The organism is Paraburkholderia tuberum STM678 (assembly GCF_902833905.1).
GTDB lineage: Bacteria > Pseudomonadota > Gammaproteobacteria > Burkholderiales > Burkholderiaceae > Paraburkholderia > Paraburkholderia tuberum.
Map to the genome: position 1 here is coordinate 14887 of NZ_CADFGP010000043.1, position 19126 is coordinate 34012.

The 19126-nt window shown below is 59.1% G+C and carries 17 protein-coding genes; 14 read left to right on the forward strand and 3 right to left on the reverse strand.

Translation table 11 applies throughout. From position 1 onward, the window contains the following. Positions 1 to 27 precede the first annotated feature (27 nt). Both HWY30_RS29465 and HWY30_RS29470 read right to left on the reverse strand, forming a co-directional pair. On the reverse strand, positions 28 to 1044 hold the full coding sequence (locus HWY30_RS29465) for a ParB/RepB/Spo0J family partition protein (protein WP_090812779.1): 1017 nt from the start codon (positions 1042 to 1044) through the stop codon (positions 28 to 30). Next, positions 1041 to 2267: a ParA family protein gene (locus HWY30_RS29470; RefSeq protein ID WP_090812941.1), complete on the reverse strand. Its 1227-nt coding sequence runs from the start codon at positions 2265 to 2267 to the stop codon at positions 1041 to 1043. The genes HWY30_RS29465 and HWY30_RS29470 overlap by 4 nt, the downstream gene beginning before the upstream one ends. A 949-nt stretch (positions 2268 to 3216) precedes the next feature. Between HWY30_RS29470 and HWY30_RS29475 the strand changes: the two genes are divergently transcribed. Continuing rightward, positions 3217 to 4425, forward strand: a complete 1209-nt coding sequence (locus HWY30_RS29475; RefSeq protein ID WP_090812780.1) for a replication initiation protein — start codon at positions 3217 to 3219, stop codon at positions 4423 to 4425. A 108-nt stretch (positions 4426 to 4533) separates the two neighbouring features. Here HWY30_RS29475 and HWY30_RS29480 read toward each other — a convergent pair whose 3' ends face one another. After that, entirely contained in the window at positions 4534 to 4980 is a 447-nt protein-coding gene (locus HWY30_RS29480; RefSeq protein WP_143037379.1) for a hypothetical protein, read from the reverse strand. A 526-nt stretch (positions 4981 to 5506) separates the two neighbouring features. Here HWY30_RS29480 and HWY30_RS29485 point away from each other — a divergent pair. The 13 genes from HWY30_RS29485 (at position 5507) to HWY30_RS29545 (ending at position 19114) form a co-directional block, all read left to right on the forward strand. After that, positions 5507 to 6217 (forward strand): VirB8 family type IV secretion system protein, encoded by a 711-nt coding sequence (locus HWY30_RS29485; protein ID WP_090812782.1) that lies wholly within the window; start codon positions 5507 to 5509, stop codon positions 6215 to 6217. Between the two features lie 5 nt (positions 6218 to 6222). Beyond that, positions 6223 to 7104, forward strand: a complete 882-nt coding sequence (locus tag HWY30_RS29490) for a TrbG/VirB9 family P-type conjugative transfer protein (protein ID WP_090812942.1) — start codon at positions 6223 to 6225, stop codon at positions 7102 to 7104. Between the two features lie 2 nt (positions 7105 to 7106). Continuing rightward, positions 7107 to 8366: a TraB/TrbI/VirB10 family type IV secretion system protein gene (locus HWY30_RS29495; RefSeq protein ID WP_090812783.1), complete on the forward strand. Its 1260-nt coding sequence runs from the start codon at positions 7107 to 7109 to the stop codon at positions 8364 to 8366. Next, positions 8359 to 9165 carry a transglycosylase SLT domain-containing protein gene (locus tag HWY30_RS29500; protein ID WP_090812784.1) on the forward strand — a complete coding sequence of 269 codons (807 nt, stop codon included), beginning with the start codon at positions 8359 to 8361 and terminating at the stop codon, positions 9163 to 9165. The genes HWY30_RS29495 and HWY30_RS29500 overlap by 8 nt, the downstream gene beginning before the upstream one ends. Then, positions 9162 to 10409: a TrbG/VirB9 family P-type conjugative transfer protein gene (locus HWY30_RS29505; RefSeq protein ID WP_090812785.1), complete on the forward strand. Its 1248-nt coding sequence runs from the start codon at positions 9162 to 9164 to the stop codon at positions 10407 to 10409. Before HWY30_RS29500 ends, HWY30_RS29505 begins: the two co-directional genes overlap by 4 nt. Next, positions 10406 to 10831, forward strand: coding sequence for a lytic transglycosylase domain-containing protein (locus tag HWY30_RS29510; RefSeq protein WP_090812786.1), 426 nt, complete (start codon positions 10406 to 10408; stop codon positions 10829 to 10831). Before HWY30_RS29505 ends, HWY30_RS29510 begins: the two co-directional genes overlap by 4 nt. A gap of 5 nt (positions 10832 to 10836) precedes the next feature. Next, complete coding sequence (locus HWY30_RS29515; RefSeq protein WP_244145060.1) at positions 10837 to 11448, forward strand: toxin co-regulated pilus biosynthesis Q family protein; 612 nt, start codon at positions 10837 to 10839, stop codon at positions 11446 to 11448. Between the two features lie 3 nt (positions 11449 to 11451). Continuing rightward, positions 11452 to 13068 (forward strand): type II secretory pathway protein, encoded by a 1617-nt coding sequence (locus tag HWY30_RS29520; RefSeq protein ID WP_090812787.1) that lies wholly within the window; start codon positions 11452 to 11454, stop codon positions 13066 to 13068. A gap of 7 nt (positions 13069 to 13075) precedes the next feature. Then, a complete protein-coding gene (locus HWY30_RS29525) occupies positions 13076 to 14356 on the forward strand; it encodes a type IV pilus inner membrane component PilO (RefSeq protein ID WP_090812788.1) in 1281 nt (426 codons plus the stop codon). Next, the gene (locus HWY30_RS29530) at positions 14343 to 14921 is read left to right on the forward strand and encodes a hypothetical protein (protein ID WP_090812789.1); all 579 of its coding nucleotides are present in this window, start codon (positions 14343 to 14345) and stop codon (positions 14919 to 14921) included. The genes HWY30_RS29525 and HWY30_RS29530 overlap by 14 nt, the downstream gene beginning before the upstream one ends. 2 nt (positions 14922 to 14923) lie before the next feature. Beyond that, a complete protein-coding gene (locus tag HWY30_RS29535) occupies positions 14924 to 17326 on the forward strand; it encodes an ATPase, T2SS/T4P/T4SS family (RefSeq protein WP_090812790.1) in 2403 nt (800 codons plus the stop codon). 14 nt (positions 17327 to 17340) lie between these two features. After that, entirely contained in the window at positions 17341 to 18459 is a 1119-nt protein-coding gene (locus HWY30_RS29540) for a type II secretion system F family protein (protein ID WP_090812791.1), read from the forward strand. A 61-nt stretch (positions 18460 to 18520) separates the two neighbouring features. After that, positions 18521 to 19114 carry a hypothetical protein gene (locus HWY30_RS29545; protein WP_090812792.1) on the forward strand — a complete coding sequence of 198 codons (594 nt, stop codon included), beginning with the start codon at positions 18521 to 18523 and terminating at the stop codon, positions 19112 to 19114. Positions 19115 to 19126 lie beyond the last annotated feature (12 nt).

Sequence of the window (19126 nt, forward strand, 5' to 3'; positions counted from 1 at the left end):
AAGTCGCGGGGTATGTCGTTGATTCGACTAATTCTCCAAGTTGGATGGCGCTGCCTCTTTACTCTCCAGTTCTCGACGGATGAATTCGGCGATGCGCTCCCCCCATGTTTCTGCTAGGGCTTCGCTGTCCTTCCCCGAAAACCTCAGCCCGACCACCCCGCTCCTCACTGTCAGGTCGCAAAACCTTTTTCGACCGATGTTGATTGTCTTGGCGTTTGGAGCGACCGATTTCGGTCGTGTAGGAGTCGCAAGTGTGAGAGCCCTCTCCTGGGTCATGTCTTCCGATTCAACCAAGGCCTTGATTGCGCTTATTACCGCTCCCTCGTGTCCCTGTTGCGCCAGAGCGGCGAACTTGGCCGCAGCGGTCCCGCCAAGCCGATGCGGATTTAGGGCAACTAGCTCTTTGGCGGCAACCGGCAGATTATCGAACGCGAGGATACGTGCGACGTGGCTCTGAGCCAGACCCGATGCGCGAATAATGTCAGCCTGCGTTAGCCCCAAGTTCTCCTGGATACGCTGGAATTGTCGGTACTTTTCGAAATCAGGAAGTGACGGGGCCAACAGATTCGAGAACGCAGCCCCGAGCTCAACCTCCGCGTCGCTCCCGGTAAAGGGCACCGCACGGATCTTTGTGCGCTTAAGATCGTCCCGGTAGATAGCGACCCGGTTGTTTCCCGAAATAATTTCATTGCGACCGTTACCCAGAGGACGATAGACGATCGGATGAATAAGAGGGTTCGCTTCGAGATTCGCTCGCAGCTCGCCGTATTCCTGCCTCGACAACAGTCTTTTACGGCCGGGAACTTCGACGAGGGTCGATATATCGACTTCTTGGAAACTCCCATCGCCGACCGTTTCTAGCTCTTCGATGCGCTTAATCGCCGCCTGAAGCTCTTTCTCCTTCTCTGCCAGTAATGGCAGCGATGCCATCAATTGACCGGGGGCAGTCTTCGGCCTGGCAGGGGTCTCTTCGTTGTTTTTTTGCGGGCGCGGGGACGTTCCAATCGTTGCAGACTTCGCTGCGAGACGGTCTTTGATACTCATTCGGCCTCCTGGTCTGCAAGCCACAGTGCGACAAGCTGCTGATCAACAATTTCCGCGAATCGATCGTAGGCTTCTCGAGCGCGTTGATAGGTTTTCAAACTGCCTTGGTACCGGGAAATGTCGTAAACCGTGCCAAATTCGGCGGCGGCGGTTTGCGTGACAGCCGTCGTAGGGATTTCCACCGGAAGGACGAGTCCTTCATAAGTCTTGTTAATCCAGTCGCGAACGATGGGTGTTGCCGCCTGGCTTTGGTCAACCTTGGCCAATAGGACGTGTATAAAGTCGAAGCTCTTGGCCAATTCCGGCGCGACTTGTTGCATGCTCTCAGAAAGGTCCGAAAACAGATTCCAGAACTGCGTTGAGGAAGCGTAGTCGAGCGCGCTCGGTGGTGTCGGAACGATAAGTCCGTCCGCCGCCATGAAGGCGTTGATCGTCAAATAGGATAGGGCAGGGGGCGTATCAATTACGATGGCATCGTATTCACTCAATAGCGGCTCGAGCCCCTTGTTCAGGACATTCCAGAACTGGAACGACTGGTCCTTCGACTGCTTAAATGGCAGGAAAAACTCCGCGCCAAAGAGCGCTGCACTCGCCGGGATCAGGTCGATTCCGTCCCAGTACGTCGACTGCACAGCGTACTGGAGATCCTCTTCATCGCCGTAAATCAGCGGAAGCACGGTCTGCTCGTCCGAAACTTCGCTGTCCGCAAGGATGCCGTGCAGCGCCGAAAGTGACGCCTGCGGGTCCAAGTCAACCAAAAGCACTTTACGGCCGAACAACGAGAGTCCTTGCGCCAGCGTCATAGCGGTAGTCGTCTTGCTGACCCCGCCCTTGAAGTTCCCAATTGCTATCTTCTTTCCCTTGACGCCAGCGGGCCGCTTGGAATACGGCCCAATTCGATCGATCCATACCCTGGTTTCGGAAAGAGTAAACTCCCTGCTGCGGCTGTGACGGAGGGTACCTTGAGGCAAATCATCCTCACTTCGCGCCAGGTAATGCATGCGCTGCCTGTCGATGCGGCACAACTCACCGACCTGTGCAGTTGTGAAGACCGGTGCATTTTTGCGCGGATGAGGAGCCAGCATGCTTTCGCGTACGTCCACGAGCATGCCACTGGCGTTCTCTGCAATTGCCTTGATGGATGCGAGAGGTACAGGCTTGGGTGCATGCTTCAGCTTTATGGACATTTGCGGCTTTTCGGCACGCCGAACTGCTGTGTTCATCAACCGCTCCCGTTTCGTTGTATCGAGTACCAGCACTTGTTGATTCAACACGCGGAGAAAAAGCTTGCAGTCCGTGTTGAATTTTGCGGAAGCTTAGTGGCTAATCAAATGAAGTGCAAGCGATTTGTGACTGGTTGCGAACCCTGAACAGCACGTCAACCGGCCCTTGCCGGGGAGTTTTGAAGGCAGAACATTAATTGTTCGAGAGTTGCGGCAGCGTATTGGCTTGGCTATGCGCGTTGTTTTTACTTGGAACCATCCATCAAGAAACCAACACCTGTTTGTTGTTTCTTTAGGAAACAAGGACTTTAAAAACGTTTACGGTCGCCGCTTCCTTACCTGGCAAGGGTTTGGCGGGGGTTAGGTCATGCCTTATGGGGCGAAAGGTCACGGTTCATGGGGCGCTGATCGAAGGTGGGTCAGGCTTTGTGGGGTGAAAGGTCATGGTTAATGGGTCTAAGTCAGGGTCTATGGGGCCACACGGGCGCGCGAAGCAAATCATTGATTAATTGCGCTTTTTGGCGTCGGCCAATCTCCACAGGTCATGGTTTATGGGCGCGGGATCAGAGTGTGCAGACGGACGTGGCACCCATGATTTCGACGTCTCGCTCCTTGCATACTCCCGTAGACGCCACGTGAGCACAATTGCAATCCTCGAGACGTAGTTTTCGCAGGGAAGCCCCCACCCGACCGTTACCGCTGATCGGCGAAGCTCCCACAAACCATGACCTTTTACCTCTCCTTTTGTCGAAAGAGCCCCATAAACCATGACCTTTCGCCGGCGGACGCCATCTTCCCCACAAACCATGACCTTTCGCCGGCGCTAATGGGGGCTTCAAAAGTCGGGGTTCATGGGGAATGCAGTGCGTCGGACCCGGGAAAGTCAGTGTCAGATAAGTTGCCGCCATGACTTTTAGCTCCTAAAATCCCGAAAGCCTTAGGAGAGTGCATGCCCAATATCAAGCCGCTTGGTCCTCCCCCTAGCGAACTGAAGAAGCACGTGGCCACGGTTCACGTAAGCGGTGAGCTGTCGCTGCTCGAGCGCAAAATCGTGAACGTGCTGCTACTTAATGCGTTCGACGACCTACTTACAAGGAAGCGCCATACTTTGCCTGTGGGCATCCTTTGCACGATGTTAGGGTTCGACAGCAAGAATTACGACGCATTGAAGCGCGCACTGCTAAAGGTGATGTCGACCCCAATTTCGTTCGATCTCCTGCACGATGGTGGGAAGACGGATTGGGAAGCGTCTCCGCTCATTGCATACGCCAGCATAAAGAATGGCCTTTGCTCGTACGAGTACAGCGACTGGCTTGCGGGCAAGCTCGCGAATCCCGACATCTACACCTTAATCAACATCAATGTGCAGCGGCAGTTCAATGGGGGCTACGCGCTTGCCCTATACGAGAACTGTCTGCGATTTAAACGAACAGGATCGACGGGTTGGATTTCGGTGGAGACCTGGCGCCGTCTGCTTGGCGCAGACGCGAGCATGTATGATGAATTCAAGCATTTTTCGGCCGAAGTGATCAAAAAGGCCGTCAAAGAAATCAACCAGGTGTCAAACATTATCGTGTCTCCGGAGTACAAGCGAGAGGCGAGACGCGTGGTCCAGATACGCTTCCTTGTGGAAGACAATCCTCAGAAGTCGATGTATGACACCAACGAAGACGAAGAACATAAGGCTATTCGACAGTCCGAAGCATTCAAGCGCCTAACTCGCCTTGGTGTCGGAGATCGACTCGCTATAAGCTGGATCCAGCAAGAGCCAGACCGCGCCTTACACACTGCCATTTACGTCGAAGAGAAGGCCAAGAGCCGGCAAATTCGTGGCAACGCTGGAGGGTACGCAAGAACTGTCTTCGAAAAGGGCACTCGCATTGAAGTGAGGCCCAAGGGCGATGGCCAGGTCGAATCAGCTTCTGAACGTCCTGCGGCCCTTGATAAGGATAGCTCTGCAGAAGAGCGTTCACGTCGAACGACTGCGAAGATCAAATCATTGACGCTGGCCGAGAAGCAACAGTTTGTCGGCCAATACATGGCAGAAGGCGGCAAGGGAAACACTTACCAGCCCGAGATGGGAACGTTCAAGAACCCATTGGAGCGAACTGCTTATACGTCATGGCTACGCGCAAAGATCGCGGCCTCGGGGGATTGATTTGGCCCAATCGGGGGGGGGGCCGGCGGCCGTCGGTGCCAGATTTTGCACAAAAAGGACAATTACCCCATCGATCAATCCTATACGCTTCAGGAGTGCGTCAGCACTTTAACGCAGGTCAGTCGCAGCTTGACCGCTCGGCTTCGACAAAACGAGAGGAAGGTCCGATTCTTCAGTGAGTGTTCTGGGGAAATCGGCGCTCCTTCGGATGGACCTATCGAGCCATGCATGACTGTAAGTTTCGGTAGCCGCCATTAACTGTCCCATCACGTGAATGCGATTCGGATCGAAAAACATACCCACTATGATCAGTTCAGGATTCCTATTGAACTGGTCGCGCATCTCTGTAAGGACGCTTGAAAGGGGGTATCCGTACTTTCCGTGCAGTTTCTGGCGGTTTTCGCCGAAGAGCATCGATTGATCAAAGACTTGCTGATCGGTCGTATGCGCAAACGCCGAGAGGTCGCACAGTCTTGATACAAGCGGCTGTTCACGCTGTTCCGCCAGTTTTTTGCACCAATCGACCGAATACCCCGGAATGCGGCTCGGTGCCACACGCCGCAGCGATGGACATCACATTGGCGATCATTGAGGGCCTTTGGACCGAATGCGGTCGCGATCCACAAGACGGCCATGCACTGACGCGAGGGGTGCCGGCTCGAAACGTCGAACGTGCGAGAGAGGTTTTGGGAGGCATCAAGGCTGCTCTTAAGCGTCAGCGGTTCGCGTAGAACGTGTACACGTATAACGCGTTAAAAATCATGGGCGGCCGGACTTGGGATAACCTATTGATCGGAAACGGGAAACGGTGGCAACCGGCGATCACCAGTTATAGACCCAGGGAATAATGGGTGATTCACGTGTACAACCAGTAACACAGGGCCTTCGTTGGTTTCCTCGGAATGATGCGCGAAATTGATGGCCTTTTCGCGTTTAGACCCGTAACGCGTTACACGGCAGCGTTTTGAGAGCGTAAAGCGCCAACGACGGGTTGCTGAAAAGGCAGTTAAATCTCTGTGCCTTTCGCCGCAAAAGCCTGGTTAGAAATTGTTTCAATGGTAGCCATTCATCAAGGGTTGCCATGCGCATTTTCAGGAACAAGCGGCAGGCCGCGCTATCCACGGCCCCCGGCATGTATGCCGAGGAAGATCCATCGAAAGTCATTTTCGAGACGAGCACGCGGCTTAAGGTCGAGAGCAATCGCTGGATGCTCATCGCGTTCGCCTCCGCTGCCGTTGCTGCAGGGGCCGTCTGGACTCGACAGCCTCCGCCGTCGGTTACGCGCGTAGTCGGTGTGTCGGCGGACGTGAGCGGTCATCCCGTAGTCACCGAGCTCATCGCCTACAAGCCAGATTCGCAAGCCGTGCGCACGAGCATGCGAGATATGGCGGTCCGCTGGTTCACGATCGAGCCGGTGCTGACCGACAGCCTGACGACGTCGCGCATGTCGTCAAACATCAACTCGGTGAAGGCCCAGATGATTGGGGCTGCAACCGACCAGTTCAAAAGCTGGCTGCGCGACGACGCCCCGTTCCAGCAGATCACTGCAAATCCGAAGCTGATCCGGGAAGTCAATGTGCGAAACATTGCGCTGCTTGAAGACCAGACCGTCCTCGTTGAATTCACAACGACGACTTCCCAAGCAGGCGCGACTGGCAAGCCGGACGTCAAGTCCTATGCGCTGACCCTGCGCTACCAGATCGTCGCGCCTACCGCTGACGCGGCCCTCACGGCGAATCCCTTTGGCATCTACATCCCGTTTTTCCGCCTCGAGCGGACCGGTGGAGCTTGAACAGCATGACCTCCAGATACCAGCGGCCCACGCGCGGGCTATTCGTGTTGCTCTCAGCGATCATCCTGCCCACAGCAGCGGTGTACGGCAAGCGGCCTGCTGATACCGGCTCCTTCAACGCCGCGATGATCGCCGGGGACCCGATGAGCCCTGTCAATCCGTTTAACGGTGGCTCTGACCCGTTGACGATGCCGGGTGACGCCCGCATCGGCGTGTTTCCCTACAGCCGCGACCAGATTTTTCGTGTGCTGACGGCGCCGCTGAAGCTGACGACCATCGAGCTCGAACGGGGCGAGAAGCTGATCGCTGACCCTGCTATGGGCGATAGCGTGCAGTGGGAAATTGACGACGACAAGATGAATCACGTCTTCATCAAGCCGCACAAGGCGGACCTGGTGAACACGCTGCACCTGACGACGAACCGCCGGGAGTACGACTTCACGCTGATCGCTTCGCCCGCCGGTGGCTTCTTTTACCAGACCGTGCGCTTTCAGTATCCTCGCGCGCCGATGGCACGCGTAAATGTGCGCGACGAAGCCGGAGGGGCTGGCCCGGGTGCGACCGCGACAGAACGCGGCGGCGATTCGGGCTCGATTACGGTGTCGCCCGACAAGCTCAACTGGGATTACACCGTCGACGGTAATGCGGAATTCAGACCTGAGGTCGTATTCGATGACGGCCATTCCATCTGGATGCGCATGCCAGTTAAAGCCCAGACGTGGCCCGTGCCGATGTACAAGGATCACGGCGACCGCGTGGTGGGCAATTTCATCCGTCGCGGCGATTTCCTGGTGTTCCAGCGGCTGGCCGACGAGATCGTTCTCGTCTCAGGCAAGGACGAAGTGACGGTGACGCGTGGCCGCCGGCGCTTCCTCGGGGTGTTCTGATCGTGGCCAAAAAGACCGAACAGGCCACGCCCAATGCGGAACAGGCTGCACTCGTCAAAGGCAAGACGCCACGTAATGCCATCATGAGCATTGGCCTGCTGGCCGCGCTGGTGATTGGTGTGCTCGGTTTCTACTACGAGCTGAAGGCAAGCAACCAGGCACAGGAGGAAGAGCGCCTGAAAAAGGCGTCGGCGCTCAAAAGCAGCACAGAAGCGCCCGCAGCCGGTAGCTCCGATATCGACAGGATGATCAGGCAGCAGCAGGAAGCGGCCGCCGCCGAGGCAGCCGCTCGCGCCGCGTCGGAAGCATCGGCTGCACAGCATCCGACCGTGAAGCCCATGCTGACTGGCAATGACTTCCAGCGCGAGGTTGGAGCTGACGGCACCGATACGCGTGCGCTCGCGGCCAGCAACAAGCTGGATGCCATCTATACGTCGTCGGTCTTCAAGCAGTCCGGCGCCTCCCGCAATGCAAGCCAGCAGGCGTCGGCGGTGCCGGCGGGCGTACCGTCACTGGACGATTTTCGCGCGGCGCGTGCCGCCGCGACATCCGGTGTGCAGAACCCGACCGATGCAATGGCACTGGCGCTCGCTAAACAGGGGCAGGCACCTGAGGACCGCGACAGGGCGTTCCTGAAGGAAACAGCAGGGCAGGGCGGCATCGAGCGGACCACCTTCAATGGCCAGGCAGGCGGTTGCACGCTGACGCCTCCGCACAACATCCACGTCAAGACCGTTGAGGGGCTGAACTCGGACAAGCCCGGCCGCGTCGCGCTCATGGTTGACGAAGATGTGTACGACAGCCTGCGCGGCGACTGCCTGATGATTCCCAAGGGCTCATTCATCAACGGCGCCTACAGCGCCGACATCAAGGTTGGACAGGAGCGTCTGCTCGTGGCCTCCACCAGTCTGCGGCTGCCCAACGGCAAGAGCGTGCCGATGAACGGCATGCAGGGCGCAGACCAGAACGGGTATGCCGGCTTCTCCGGTGACGTCAACAACCATTTCCTCGCGATCTTCGGCGCGGGATTCATCACCGCAGTGCTGCTGAAGACCTTTGACAATAACGCGACTACATCGACCACCTCCAGCCCGATCGGCGTGACGACTTATGGAAGCACCGCCGGGCAGGTGGCCGCCACCACTGCGCAAGCCGTACTTCAGCGGAACCAGAACATCCCGCCGACGATCACCGTGCCGCCCGGGGAAAAGTTCCTCGTACAGGTGACGCAGGACATCGTCATGGAGCCATACCGTGACTAGGCGCGCTATCGTCGCGCTCGTGCTGGCAGGGGCCTGTTCGTCGGCGGGAGCGGCAGTGATCGACGCGGTCATCAGCCCGACGCGCTTCGTCGTTGAAGAGAGCGGCGCGCGGTCCGTGCTCGAAATTCCCGGAACTCCCGTCTATGCGTGCGGCCTTCAACGGTTTCTCACCTGGGCGCAACCGCTGAAAGGACAAAGCGTGGCAACGGGCGCGGGCGGCTTTGCGTCCGTGCTCGTTGATGGAACGCCGGAGAGCCTGCAAGCCCTGCTGGTCAGTAACGGCTGGCTGCAACCGGCCGTGCTGGATGACGACGCACAGGCGGCTTTGACGGAGCGCCGTGGCGGCTGGGCGTGCGCATCCGCACAGGCTCCGTTCGAGGTGATGCACACGAGCGTGGACGCAAAGATTCTTGCTGGCGTTGCGCTCAACGAATCGGCGTACAACGGCCGCGCATGGCCGTGGACACTGAACGTTGCGGGGCGTGGGTTCTTTTTCCGGACGCGCGACGACGCCTACAAGGCGATCCGCTTTCTCATCTCGGATGGGCGCTGCGATTTTGACGTAGGCCTGATGCAGGTGAACTGGTGCTATCACCGGCAGCGCTTCGCGTCGCCGTGGGACGCACTGTCTCCGGCAACGAACATCCACGTGGCCGAAGACATCCTCAACGAGAACTATCGCAAGACGCATTCGGCGGTGAAAGCCGTGGCGTACTACCACAGCGCCAACCCACAGCCAGGCCGCGAGTACCTCGCGCGCTTCATCCAGCATCTTTCCCAAATCGACCGCGGTCTATGAAGCAAACGCTAACCCTTATCGCGCTGTCAGTGCTGTCACTGTCGGCGTCGGCTGCGAGCACCGATCCTCTCGACTTTGACTATCAGGTCAACGGAAACATGACCGAGCGGCCCGCGCTTATTTTCAACGACGGTACGGACACGTATCTCCAGCCGAGAGCCGGCCAGAATCTGAAAGTAGACGGCGGTCACGCTGAGGGCCCATACATCGTTGTGTCAGGCACGCCGGAAGTCATTTCCTATTCGGTGGATGGTTCGATCGCCACAGCCCGATGGAAAAAAGCGAACACCTTCACCTCCGAGGCCGGCAATCGCAGTGGCGACATGCCTGCCGGTTTTGCGGGTTTCTCGAACCGCCTCGCACTGATTGGTCCGCGACCCAGTCTGGAGGCGACCCGTCCGATGAGTGCAACGTTGCCACTAGCGCAGATGGTCAAGTCGCTGGTTCCGCAAGGTTGGAGCGGCTCAGCGCAAAAAGACGTCGACCTCACGAACGCGCAGAGCTTCGCAACGCGAGATGGCGAGAACTGGATGCAGTCCCTGGACCGCCTGCTAGGGGCAGTAAATCTCTATGCTGACGTCGATTTCACTGCGCACCACGTGACGTTGCGTCGGGCACCCGTCAAATCGACGGGAGTGAACTATGTGGCAAACGCCGCGCCTGCGCAGCCTGCAACTCAAACAGCCTCTGCAAGCCTATCGCCCGCGTCGGGGGTAGTAGTCAGCGCGGGCGACAAAGCGCAGCTGCAGGACGGTGGCCTCGCGGCGAAGTTCGGCGCGGTAGCGATCCGGGACGGCGACGACACGCACATTCAGATCCGCTTTTCACAAAGGCCTGCAAAAGAGCTCGTCTTTCGGGACATGGAGGGGCACTCCCTCAAGCCAAAATGGGACGACTCAAGCAATGTCGTGACGATTAACCGGGCGGATCGGTTTGTTGTGTCCAATGGGTCCGACAGCGTTGAAGTGGCGCGCGTTGCCGGCCTCGTCTACGGATTTGACGCGAAGAACACCGCGGGCCTTGAAGCCGTGTTCGACAAGGAAGGATCGACGTACTTCAAATTTGCTGACACGGTCGGCAACGTCAAGGTGTCGGATGTCGCGCACATGGGCTCAGGTGAGCAGCAGGGTCGCTATTACAAGTTTAACGGCACCGCAGACCAGTTCATCGTCAATGCCGATGGCAACGTGGTGAATGTGACTCGCAAGCATGACGTCCGTTTTTTCGACCGGACGAAATCATGAGTCTTCGGGCCGTCGCCACATGCGCGGGCGCGCTGCTCTTAGTGCAGCCGGCGCTCGCAGACTGCCTTGATGACGCTGCGCGGTTCCACCACGTCAATGTCGTGCTGGTGCGCGCAATCGCGCAGCAGGAGTCAGGCATGCGCGCCAACGCGGTGAACAGGAACACGGACGGTTCCGAAGACATTGGCCTGATGCAAATCAATTCGTCGTGGCTTCCGAAGCTGAGGCGCTATGGCGTTTCCCGGGAGTCGCTGTTTAACCCGTGTGTCAACGGATACGTCGGCACATGGATTCTCGCGTCAAACATCAGGCAGTTCGGTCCGACGTGGAAGGCGGTGGGTGCGTACAACGCCGTCTCAACCAACAAGCAACTGGTGTACGCGAACCACATTTATCGGCGCGTTGTGCGCGCGGCCCACTGAATCTCATGAAGCCAATGATCATCATGCCCACCCGTCGTCGCGCCTCGCTCCTTGCGCGGGTCTTCGCCTTGCTCACGATAACGGGCTTCACGACCGCTGCGTTCTCGCAGTCGCACCTCTCGCCGCCTGCGGGGGATGGGTGGCAGATGCTGGCGGCCAACGCAGCCAGTCCGGCCGCCCCTGGCCCAACGGCTTCGCTCGCGATGGCCAACCCTGCAGCGAGTGCGCCTGCGACGTCTCACGCATCGCCGCCGCCGGTACTTGCGCCGTTCCAGGCTGCGGCGCCAACGCTCAGCTCAACTGCCGTCACGCCGGTTGTCCTGCCGGGTGCACAGGCTGCAGCCGGTTCCAGCGCCCTGACGCTCACGATCACCCCGCAGGACATCAATCTGCGGAACGCGCTCGACCGCTGGCTGCAGCAGCAGGGCTGGCAACTGGCCTGGAAAATCGACGATGACCTGCCACTCGAATTCAATGCGACCTTCAGCGGCGACTTCGATTCAGTGCTGACGCAAGTCATGCGCGCGACCAACCACATGCGCACCCCGACTCGCATCTGCGAGCACAGCAACAACGTTATTCGCGTGGTCGCCCGCGCGGCAAATTGTCAGGACTAAACCATGCGAGCAAACCGCTTCCAGGCCGCTGTATCACTCCTTGCAGCAACCATGCTGACGGGTTGCGTTGTGTCCCAATCGGACGTCAACCGGGCCTATGACGCAGCTACACACGACGCGACGCGCGCGATGGCCGGCATGGGCGATTCGATGCCGCTAGTCGAGCACGTTTCGACCGCGTTTCTCGGCGATCGCCTTGTGCCCGTTGCGTATGAAGCGACGCTGCCTGCCGTATTCCGCGACAAGACAATCACGCTTCCGGCGAATCTGCCAATCACAAAGATCGGTACGTACATCTCGGATGCGTCGGGCTATCCCGTCCATATAAGCCCGGATGTTTTTATTCCGCGCGAAGCTCTTATCGATGCGGCGTCGGGAAATGCAGGCAGGACGGTGATGCGGACGACCTCAATGGCCGGGGCGGCAAACCTTGAGCCAGTCTACCGGCAACCGGGCAATGCACGGATTGGACAGTATCTGCATAGCGTGACTGAAGACCTCGGTCTCGCCTGGGACTTCGATGGAGCAACGATCAACATATCGCGCTTCGTAACTCGGACGTTCCAGATTGCTGCCGTTCCGGGCGCAGTCAGTATCAAGTCCTCGATGTCGAAGGGCACAGACACCTCAACGGGTACCCAGTCAACAGGAACGGGGACGACGAGCGCTAACACTGGCTCTTTTGCCGCGGTGACATCGACTGGGCGCGACGGCACCTTCAATCAGATCGACATGATCACGAAGGAGCTCCAAAGCCTCCAGACACCCCTAGGCAAGATCACCGTCAATCCCCAAAGCCGCCTCGTCATGGTGCGCGACACGAAAGAAGCCGTCGATCGCATGAGCGAGGTGCTAAAACATGAGAACGCCATTTCGACGCGTCAGGTCATGGTCCGGGTGCGCACGTTGCAGATTGCGCTTAACGACGGGTCGCAGGCCGGCGCAAACGCGGACATCGTCTTCAACAGGATCTCCGACGGCCTATCGAAATACGCGATCAGCATTACCTCACCGACGTCGCTAGCGACTGCCGCTGGTTCCGTCGGCCTTTCGATTCTCAACCCGGGCGCGCCGCTCAATGGCACCAACGCGGTACTCAATGCGCTAAACACCTTTGGCAAGACCATCGCTGACAACACGCAGACAAAGATGACGCTCAATGGTCTGCCCATGTCGATCGGTTCGTTCGAAACGAAGGGCTATCTGGCGGCAACGACGCCTGCAACAGGCTCAATCAGTGGTAGTGCTGGGGCGCCTGGACTGACGCCTGGATCGGTAACGGTGGGCGACTTCGTGAACGTCCTGCCATCGGTCAACGACCATAACCAGATCATCCTTTCGTACTGGAGCGATAACTCCAAGCTCAATGGCCCATTCACCACCATCGGTACGGGTTCCGGCGCATCGTCACAGCAGATCCAGTTGCCGGACATCGTGGGCAGTAAGGATGACCAGACGATCGCGTTGTCCGACGGGCAGACGGTGGTCATGTATGGCGCCGTCACCAACAACTACGACGGTACCAGTAACAGCGGGATTCTCAGCTTCAGCGGCGCATGGAACAAGGCCAAGACATTCCAGGTGATCATGCTGACGGCCTCCGTCGTCCCGTCGATGTGAGCGGCGCATGCACTTCGAATCGATTCCCAACGAAAAGAAGGCACGTCTTGTCTTCGGGCTTGACTGGCGCGCATATGCGACCAAGGGCGCGACGGGCGAACGCCGTCGTTACGCTAACGAGCTTGACGCGACGCACTACGTTGAGATCAAGGGCAAGGAAGAAACGGTTGCAGGTTTCTGTGCACCTGAGCCTGCCGAACGCAAGGGTCTAAAGCTGTATTCGGCGGCCGCACGGGTCGCGGGTCTTGATCGCGTGCGCTCGAAGCCCGCGGTGCTCGTTCTGGTTCAGGACGGGCAGCGTGTGCATGTCATTTTCGTTGTCCGCGGCGCGGTGCGCATAGACCAGACGGTAGCGCTCAATGCGCTTGATGCCAGCCTCGATACGGTTGAGGACGAGTGCGCAAAGGACCGTGTCCCCCTGCTCACAATTGGCTACGGCACCGACCTCACGGGCCTGGACGAGCCGTTCACACCAGCCGAGCTGCTGCGAGGCAAAAGCGTTGGTCTGATCAGGAAGGTGCCCGTCAAGGTGCCGACGATCATACCGCTCGCTGTCATTGGCGCCACCGCGATCTATCTGGGGAGCGAAGCGCTCACCTATATCAATCCGCCGCCGCCACCGCCTGCACCGCCGCCGACCTACATGCAGGACTATCAGGCCGCCGTTGCGCGGACCTTCAATGGCGCAGTACCGCTTGCTTCGTCACTTGCGCCCGCGCTGATAGACATGTTCGGCAAGCAGGAAACGAACGTCGCCGGTTGGCAGTTCCTTAAGGCGTCATGTGGCGTGACCGGTTTCTGCTCGATCACCTACAAACGCGAGGGCGGCACCTACAAGGAATTCGATGCGCGGGCACCGGCAGAGATGCGTCCAGTGGTGTTCGATCCCAACGGTTTGCTGTTGCAGGCCAAGGGGCCGGCCGTGCCGCATGTCCAGAAGCTCGCGCTTACTGAACAGAAGCAGTGGCCGACCGCGCAGGCGCTTATCAAGCAGCTTCAGACGGACCCGCAACGGCTGTCGACGAAGCCCGATCAGTTGATGAGTCACGGCTACGTGGTCACGCTGCGCCCGCCCCAGCGTCTGCTCGCCCGCCAGCCGAACGCCGGAGAGATCAACGGACCGATCCTTCAGGCTGGCGACTGGTCGATCGACGGATATATGTGGCAGAGCCGGCTGCTAGAAAAGCTGCCGGCCAACATGGCTCTCGACGCACTTGAACTCGAGCTTAAGGACGACGGAAGCGGCGTTCATTTCACCGCGAAAGGTAAATACTATGTTCTCCAGTAACTCCGGCCGGTTCGCGGCAGCATCGGCTCTTGTGCTCTGTATCGCTGGACTCGCGCACGCTGACGAGAAGCACCTAACGCTCGATGACATCGACGGGCTTGCGCGACAGAACCTGGTCAATTCGATGCGCAAAGCGGACGGCGCACAGCCGCCTGCGGGCGGTGTCGCATTGAGCGCTCCTTTATTGACTGCCCCGGCCCCGGTCGCGACAGCAACCATCGTTGCGAAATCGCCCAAGCGTTCTGATACCCCGGCGCGAAAGGTCATACCCGTTTCATTCGTTGGAGCCTACAGCGATTACGCTGGGCCGCACGTGCTTTACGAGTACCAGGGCGGCGTCTATGCAGCCGGCCGCGGAGAGAAGCTGCTCAACGGTTGGGTCGTGACGCACGTCGATGGGTATCGCGTAACCGTAGCAGAAGGAAAGCGTACGTGGTCGGACGTCATCTCGCAGCCCGCCGGCGCCGGTTCGACGGGAGATGGGCCCGCCATCCAGGCGATCACTGATCTCGGCGGACCTCTTCCGATGGCAACGAACATTGGCGCATTTGGGGGAGGACGGTAAGCATGGGTATTTTTTCAGGCGTTGAGACGGACGACACTCAGGCGAGCGGCGGCTTTCTGAAACGGTTCCGCGGGGTCAGGCCATCGGCATTCGTTGAGGCAGGGCAGGCGGCGCCGCAGCCAGCTGGCCAACCCGGGCAGGAGCCGACCTTCAGGGAGCCGACGCGCGCGATCAATCCGACAGTCTCGTTTCTTGGCCGCCGGCTTTCCGGCGACGATGTAGAGGACGTCGAGTCGTACATAGAATCAGACAAGCCGGTCGCAGCGCCGGCCAGCCCGCCCGAGGCAGTCTACGCGCCTTGCGTGCAACAGCCCGAGCACGTAGGCGTAAATGTCCATGCCCCTTCGGGGGAAGGGGTCGCTGAATCAGGCGCAGACGTAGCCGGCCGCCTGGGCGATGAATATGTAGAAGGCGAGAAGGCGCTGCGTGAGCTGGACGAGCTGATAGCCGCGCAACGGGGATCGCCGAGTCAGACCGCCGCCGGTCATTCTTCAGCCACTGAGACAGCGAGCGTCGCGGCCTTCGGTGCCGAGCCGGTGACCTCTGTGCAGCCTCGAGCGCAACCACACCCGGAACAGCAATTCGCCCCTGGCGCAACGCCTCGGAACGAGCCCCTACCGGCAGTCGCGTCCGTGCCCGTGTCATCGAACCCGCGCTATCCTACGCCGGGAGCGCACGGCGCTACAGCGCCCGGTGAGCACAACGCTGACGACGAAGAGGATGACAATGAAGAGCCGACGAGCGCATTAAACGGCAGACCGGTTCTGGTGTCGGCCGATGCGCTGCCCGACTTCAAACGGATCGTCACTGGCACGGACGGCGACGCAACCCTAAAGCTGTCGACCGCCGCACGAAAGGAATTCGTGGCAGTCGAGATTCAGCCCGGTATCGCTATCGTTGCGGCGACCGCGCGGTTCAGTGAGCGGGCGCAGTTCACAACGTTCGTCAAAGACCTTGCCGCACGCGATCTGCTCGTGCAGGAAGAAATGATCGCGACAGAGGAAGTGATCGCGGCAATTTACGAAGGGAAACGGCGCGAAGTAACCGGGACCGTGGAACGCGAGGCGTCGCGTGCCATCGGCAATTTCCGGGACATCATCGAAGCCGCGCACGCGTACGGCGCAAGCGACATCGCGTTTGAGCCACGGGACTTTCGCGGAGAAGTGGAAGTTCGCTTCCGGGTAAACGGCGATGTGTATACCTATCGGCGTCTGCCAAAAACCATCGTCCGCCGCGCGCTGTCTGCCGCGTATTCCGACCTGGTTCAGAAGAACACTAACTCGGGCAACTCGTTTCAGCCCAGCGCGACGCAGTCCGCAATGATCCCGCTGGTGGCGGGGCGCGACACCATCAATCTGCGCTGGCAGTCCGCGCCGACAGTGGGCGGCTACGACGTCGCCCTGCGTTTGCTCGATGGGAACTTCAAGAATTACTCGGTGTTGATGCCCGGGCAGATGGGCCTCGCGCCGAGCCAGTTGGCCCTGATCGACACGCTCAACTATGTGAGCGGCGGCATTACTGTTCTTACGGGCGAGACGGGTTCGGGAAAGACAACGTTGCTCCGCGCACTGTCGTACATGTTGCCCGACCGCGAGCTAAAGAAGCAGTTCGCCGTTAGCGAGCCGTCCGAATACCCGTTGCCGTGGCTTTCGGAAATCTCGATCATTCGCCGCCCGGACGAAACCGACGACGAGGCGAACCGCAAATACGCGGAAGTGATCCGCACCCTCATGCGGATGGACCCGGACGATGTGACGATTTCAGAAGTGCGCGACCGCGTGGTGATGGGGCTTGTGTCGGAGCTTGCGCTCACCGGACATCCTGTGCGCTTCTCGCTGCACGCGGGCGACATCATTTCTGCGTTCATGCGGATGGCCGGCGGCCGTCTCATGCTGCCCATCGACGAGCTGGCCGCCGAAGGGTTCGTTAATGCCGTCGGCAACCAGAAGCTCATACCTACGCTATGCCCGCACTGCAAGCTCCCTGCTGAAGATGTGATGCAGGAAGCCGATCTCGAACTGCTGCGCTCGAAGTTCGGACTCGACACGTCGCGAATGGCTTGCCGCAACCATGCCGGTTGCCAGCATTGCCGCCTCGACGGTCTCTTTTCGCGTGACGGCAAAGTGGCCGGCGGAACAAAGCGGCCCACGCTGGTTGCAGAACTGTATAGGCCGACCGATGAATTCCGTCAGCGAATTGCGGTTCGCGACTGGACGGGAGCACGCGAGGTATGGCGTCGGGAGCGCAAGACCGCCTTCGATAACGAGGACATGACCGGAAAGACGGTATATGAACACGCTCTTTTCAAGGCTTCCCGTGGCGAAATAGACCCACAATTTATCAACCGTTCGATGCAGTCGTTCGGGCAATACCGCGTGTTTCCAGGCGCGGACGGAAAACTTTAAGAGGCTGACGGGTCATGTTTAGTTCGTTGATTGCGCTCCTCCCCGAAGCGACACAGATGCGTATCGCGCGCTGGCGCTTCCAGAGCGTGCGCGAGACGTTCTACAAGGAAACGCGCCTCGACATCGAGAAGAAGGGCTTGCGCGACGTCGAAACGCTGCGCGAGCGGCTCGAGACGTATGAAAACCGCAACCGGAAGCGCAACCGCATCGTGTGGAAAGTCTTTACCAAGGTACGGGAGCGGCTGGTGAAGGGCGACTCATTCTCGGCCGCAATCAGGCCGTTCATACCGGGTGACGAGTACACGCTGTTCGATATTGCTGACGAGTCGACGCAGAGGGACGCAGTGGTGCGGGGATTCGAGCTTGCCGAAATGGCGGCGTTCGCCAAGCGCACTCTGTCGTCACAGACCGCGCTACAGGTTGCTTATCCGACGTTTCTGCTGGTCTACCTGTACGGCTTTTGCATGATGTTCGGCGGCATGATCTATCCGCAGGTCGTAGAGATCAAGCCGCTCGAGCAGTGGCCTGATGCCGGGCGGCTGCTGTACCACATCGACACATTCGCCTACGACTACTGGTGGTTATCCACGTCGGTCGTCGTCGGAACCATAGCAGCCTACTTCTACAGCCTGAAGCGCTGGGTCGGGCCGCTGCGCATCCGGTTCGACGGCTTCCCATTGATGTGGCGCAACCGGCGCGACATGCGCGCAGCGCTGTTGATTGTGTCGCTCGCTGGCCTGTTCGATTCAAACCTGACGTTGCGCGCGGCGATCAACCGGGTCGCCCATACGGCCGATCCATGGATGCGGTGGCATCTGACGACGATGAACAAGCGCCTCACGCAGCGACCCGATCAGCCAATGCGTGCCCTTGACACGGGCATCTTCTCGGAAATGATCGTAGACACGATCACCGATGCCGCCGGTCGGGATCAGTTTGAAGCGGCGATCAAATCGCTCGGACGCGATTCGCTTGGCAGAGTCGTCGAAGCGGTGAAGCGCAATGCGCGAATGACTCACTACGTGCTTCTTGGATTTGCTGTAGTCGTTTTCCTGACGATCGGAGTGGGCTCGTACGTCGTCACGGGAGCGGTCAACATGAGTGGTGGCATTCCGGTAGCAGGCGCGCAGTAAGCGCTCAACCAGCAGTCATATCTAGGCACGCTGATAAGGCGTGATCTTCGGGAGAAATCTGATGCAACAAAAAAACACCAACGCTGTCCGTCGTTTGAGTCTTCTTCGGATGGGCCGACGAAAAAAGCAGTCAGGTGAACTGTCGCTGATCGAGGCGGGGGCATACATGGCGGGCGCTGCGCTGCTGGCCATAGCGGTCATTAAAGGCAGCACCTATGTCTACACGCTGATCAAGTCCTCCGAGTTCACCAGCGAAGCGCAGATGTTTCACACCGGCATCCTCAATGCGACGCAGAACGATGCTGACTTTTCTGCTGAGACGCTAACTACGTTGGCGACGAACAGGGCGTTCGACTCGGCCGGAACGCGTCTGGCTAGCGACAAGTCGTCGCTGAAAGGGATCTTCAATCAGGCCGTCACTGTCAGTGTCGGAACACTCAGCACGGCGAACGACTCTCTGATTCTTAACTATCAGGTGCCTGCCGCCGTATGCGCAATGAGCGTTGCCGCGTTGACCAACACGTTCTCGCAGGTCGGTGCGAACGGCACGACGCTCTCGGGGCCGACCACAACGTTCAGCAGCACTACGGCGGGCACTGCGTGCGCATCTGCGGGGGCCTACGCGACGCTTCAGCTTTACACGTCGCGCACGTAACGGGGCGATAGG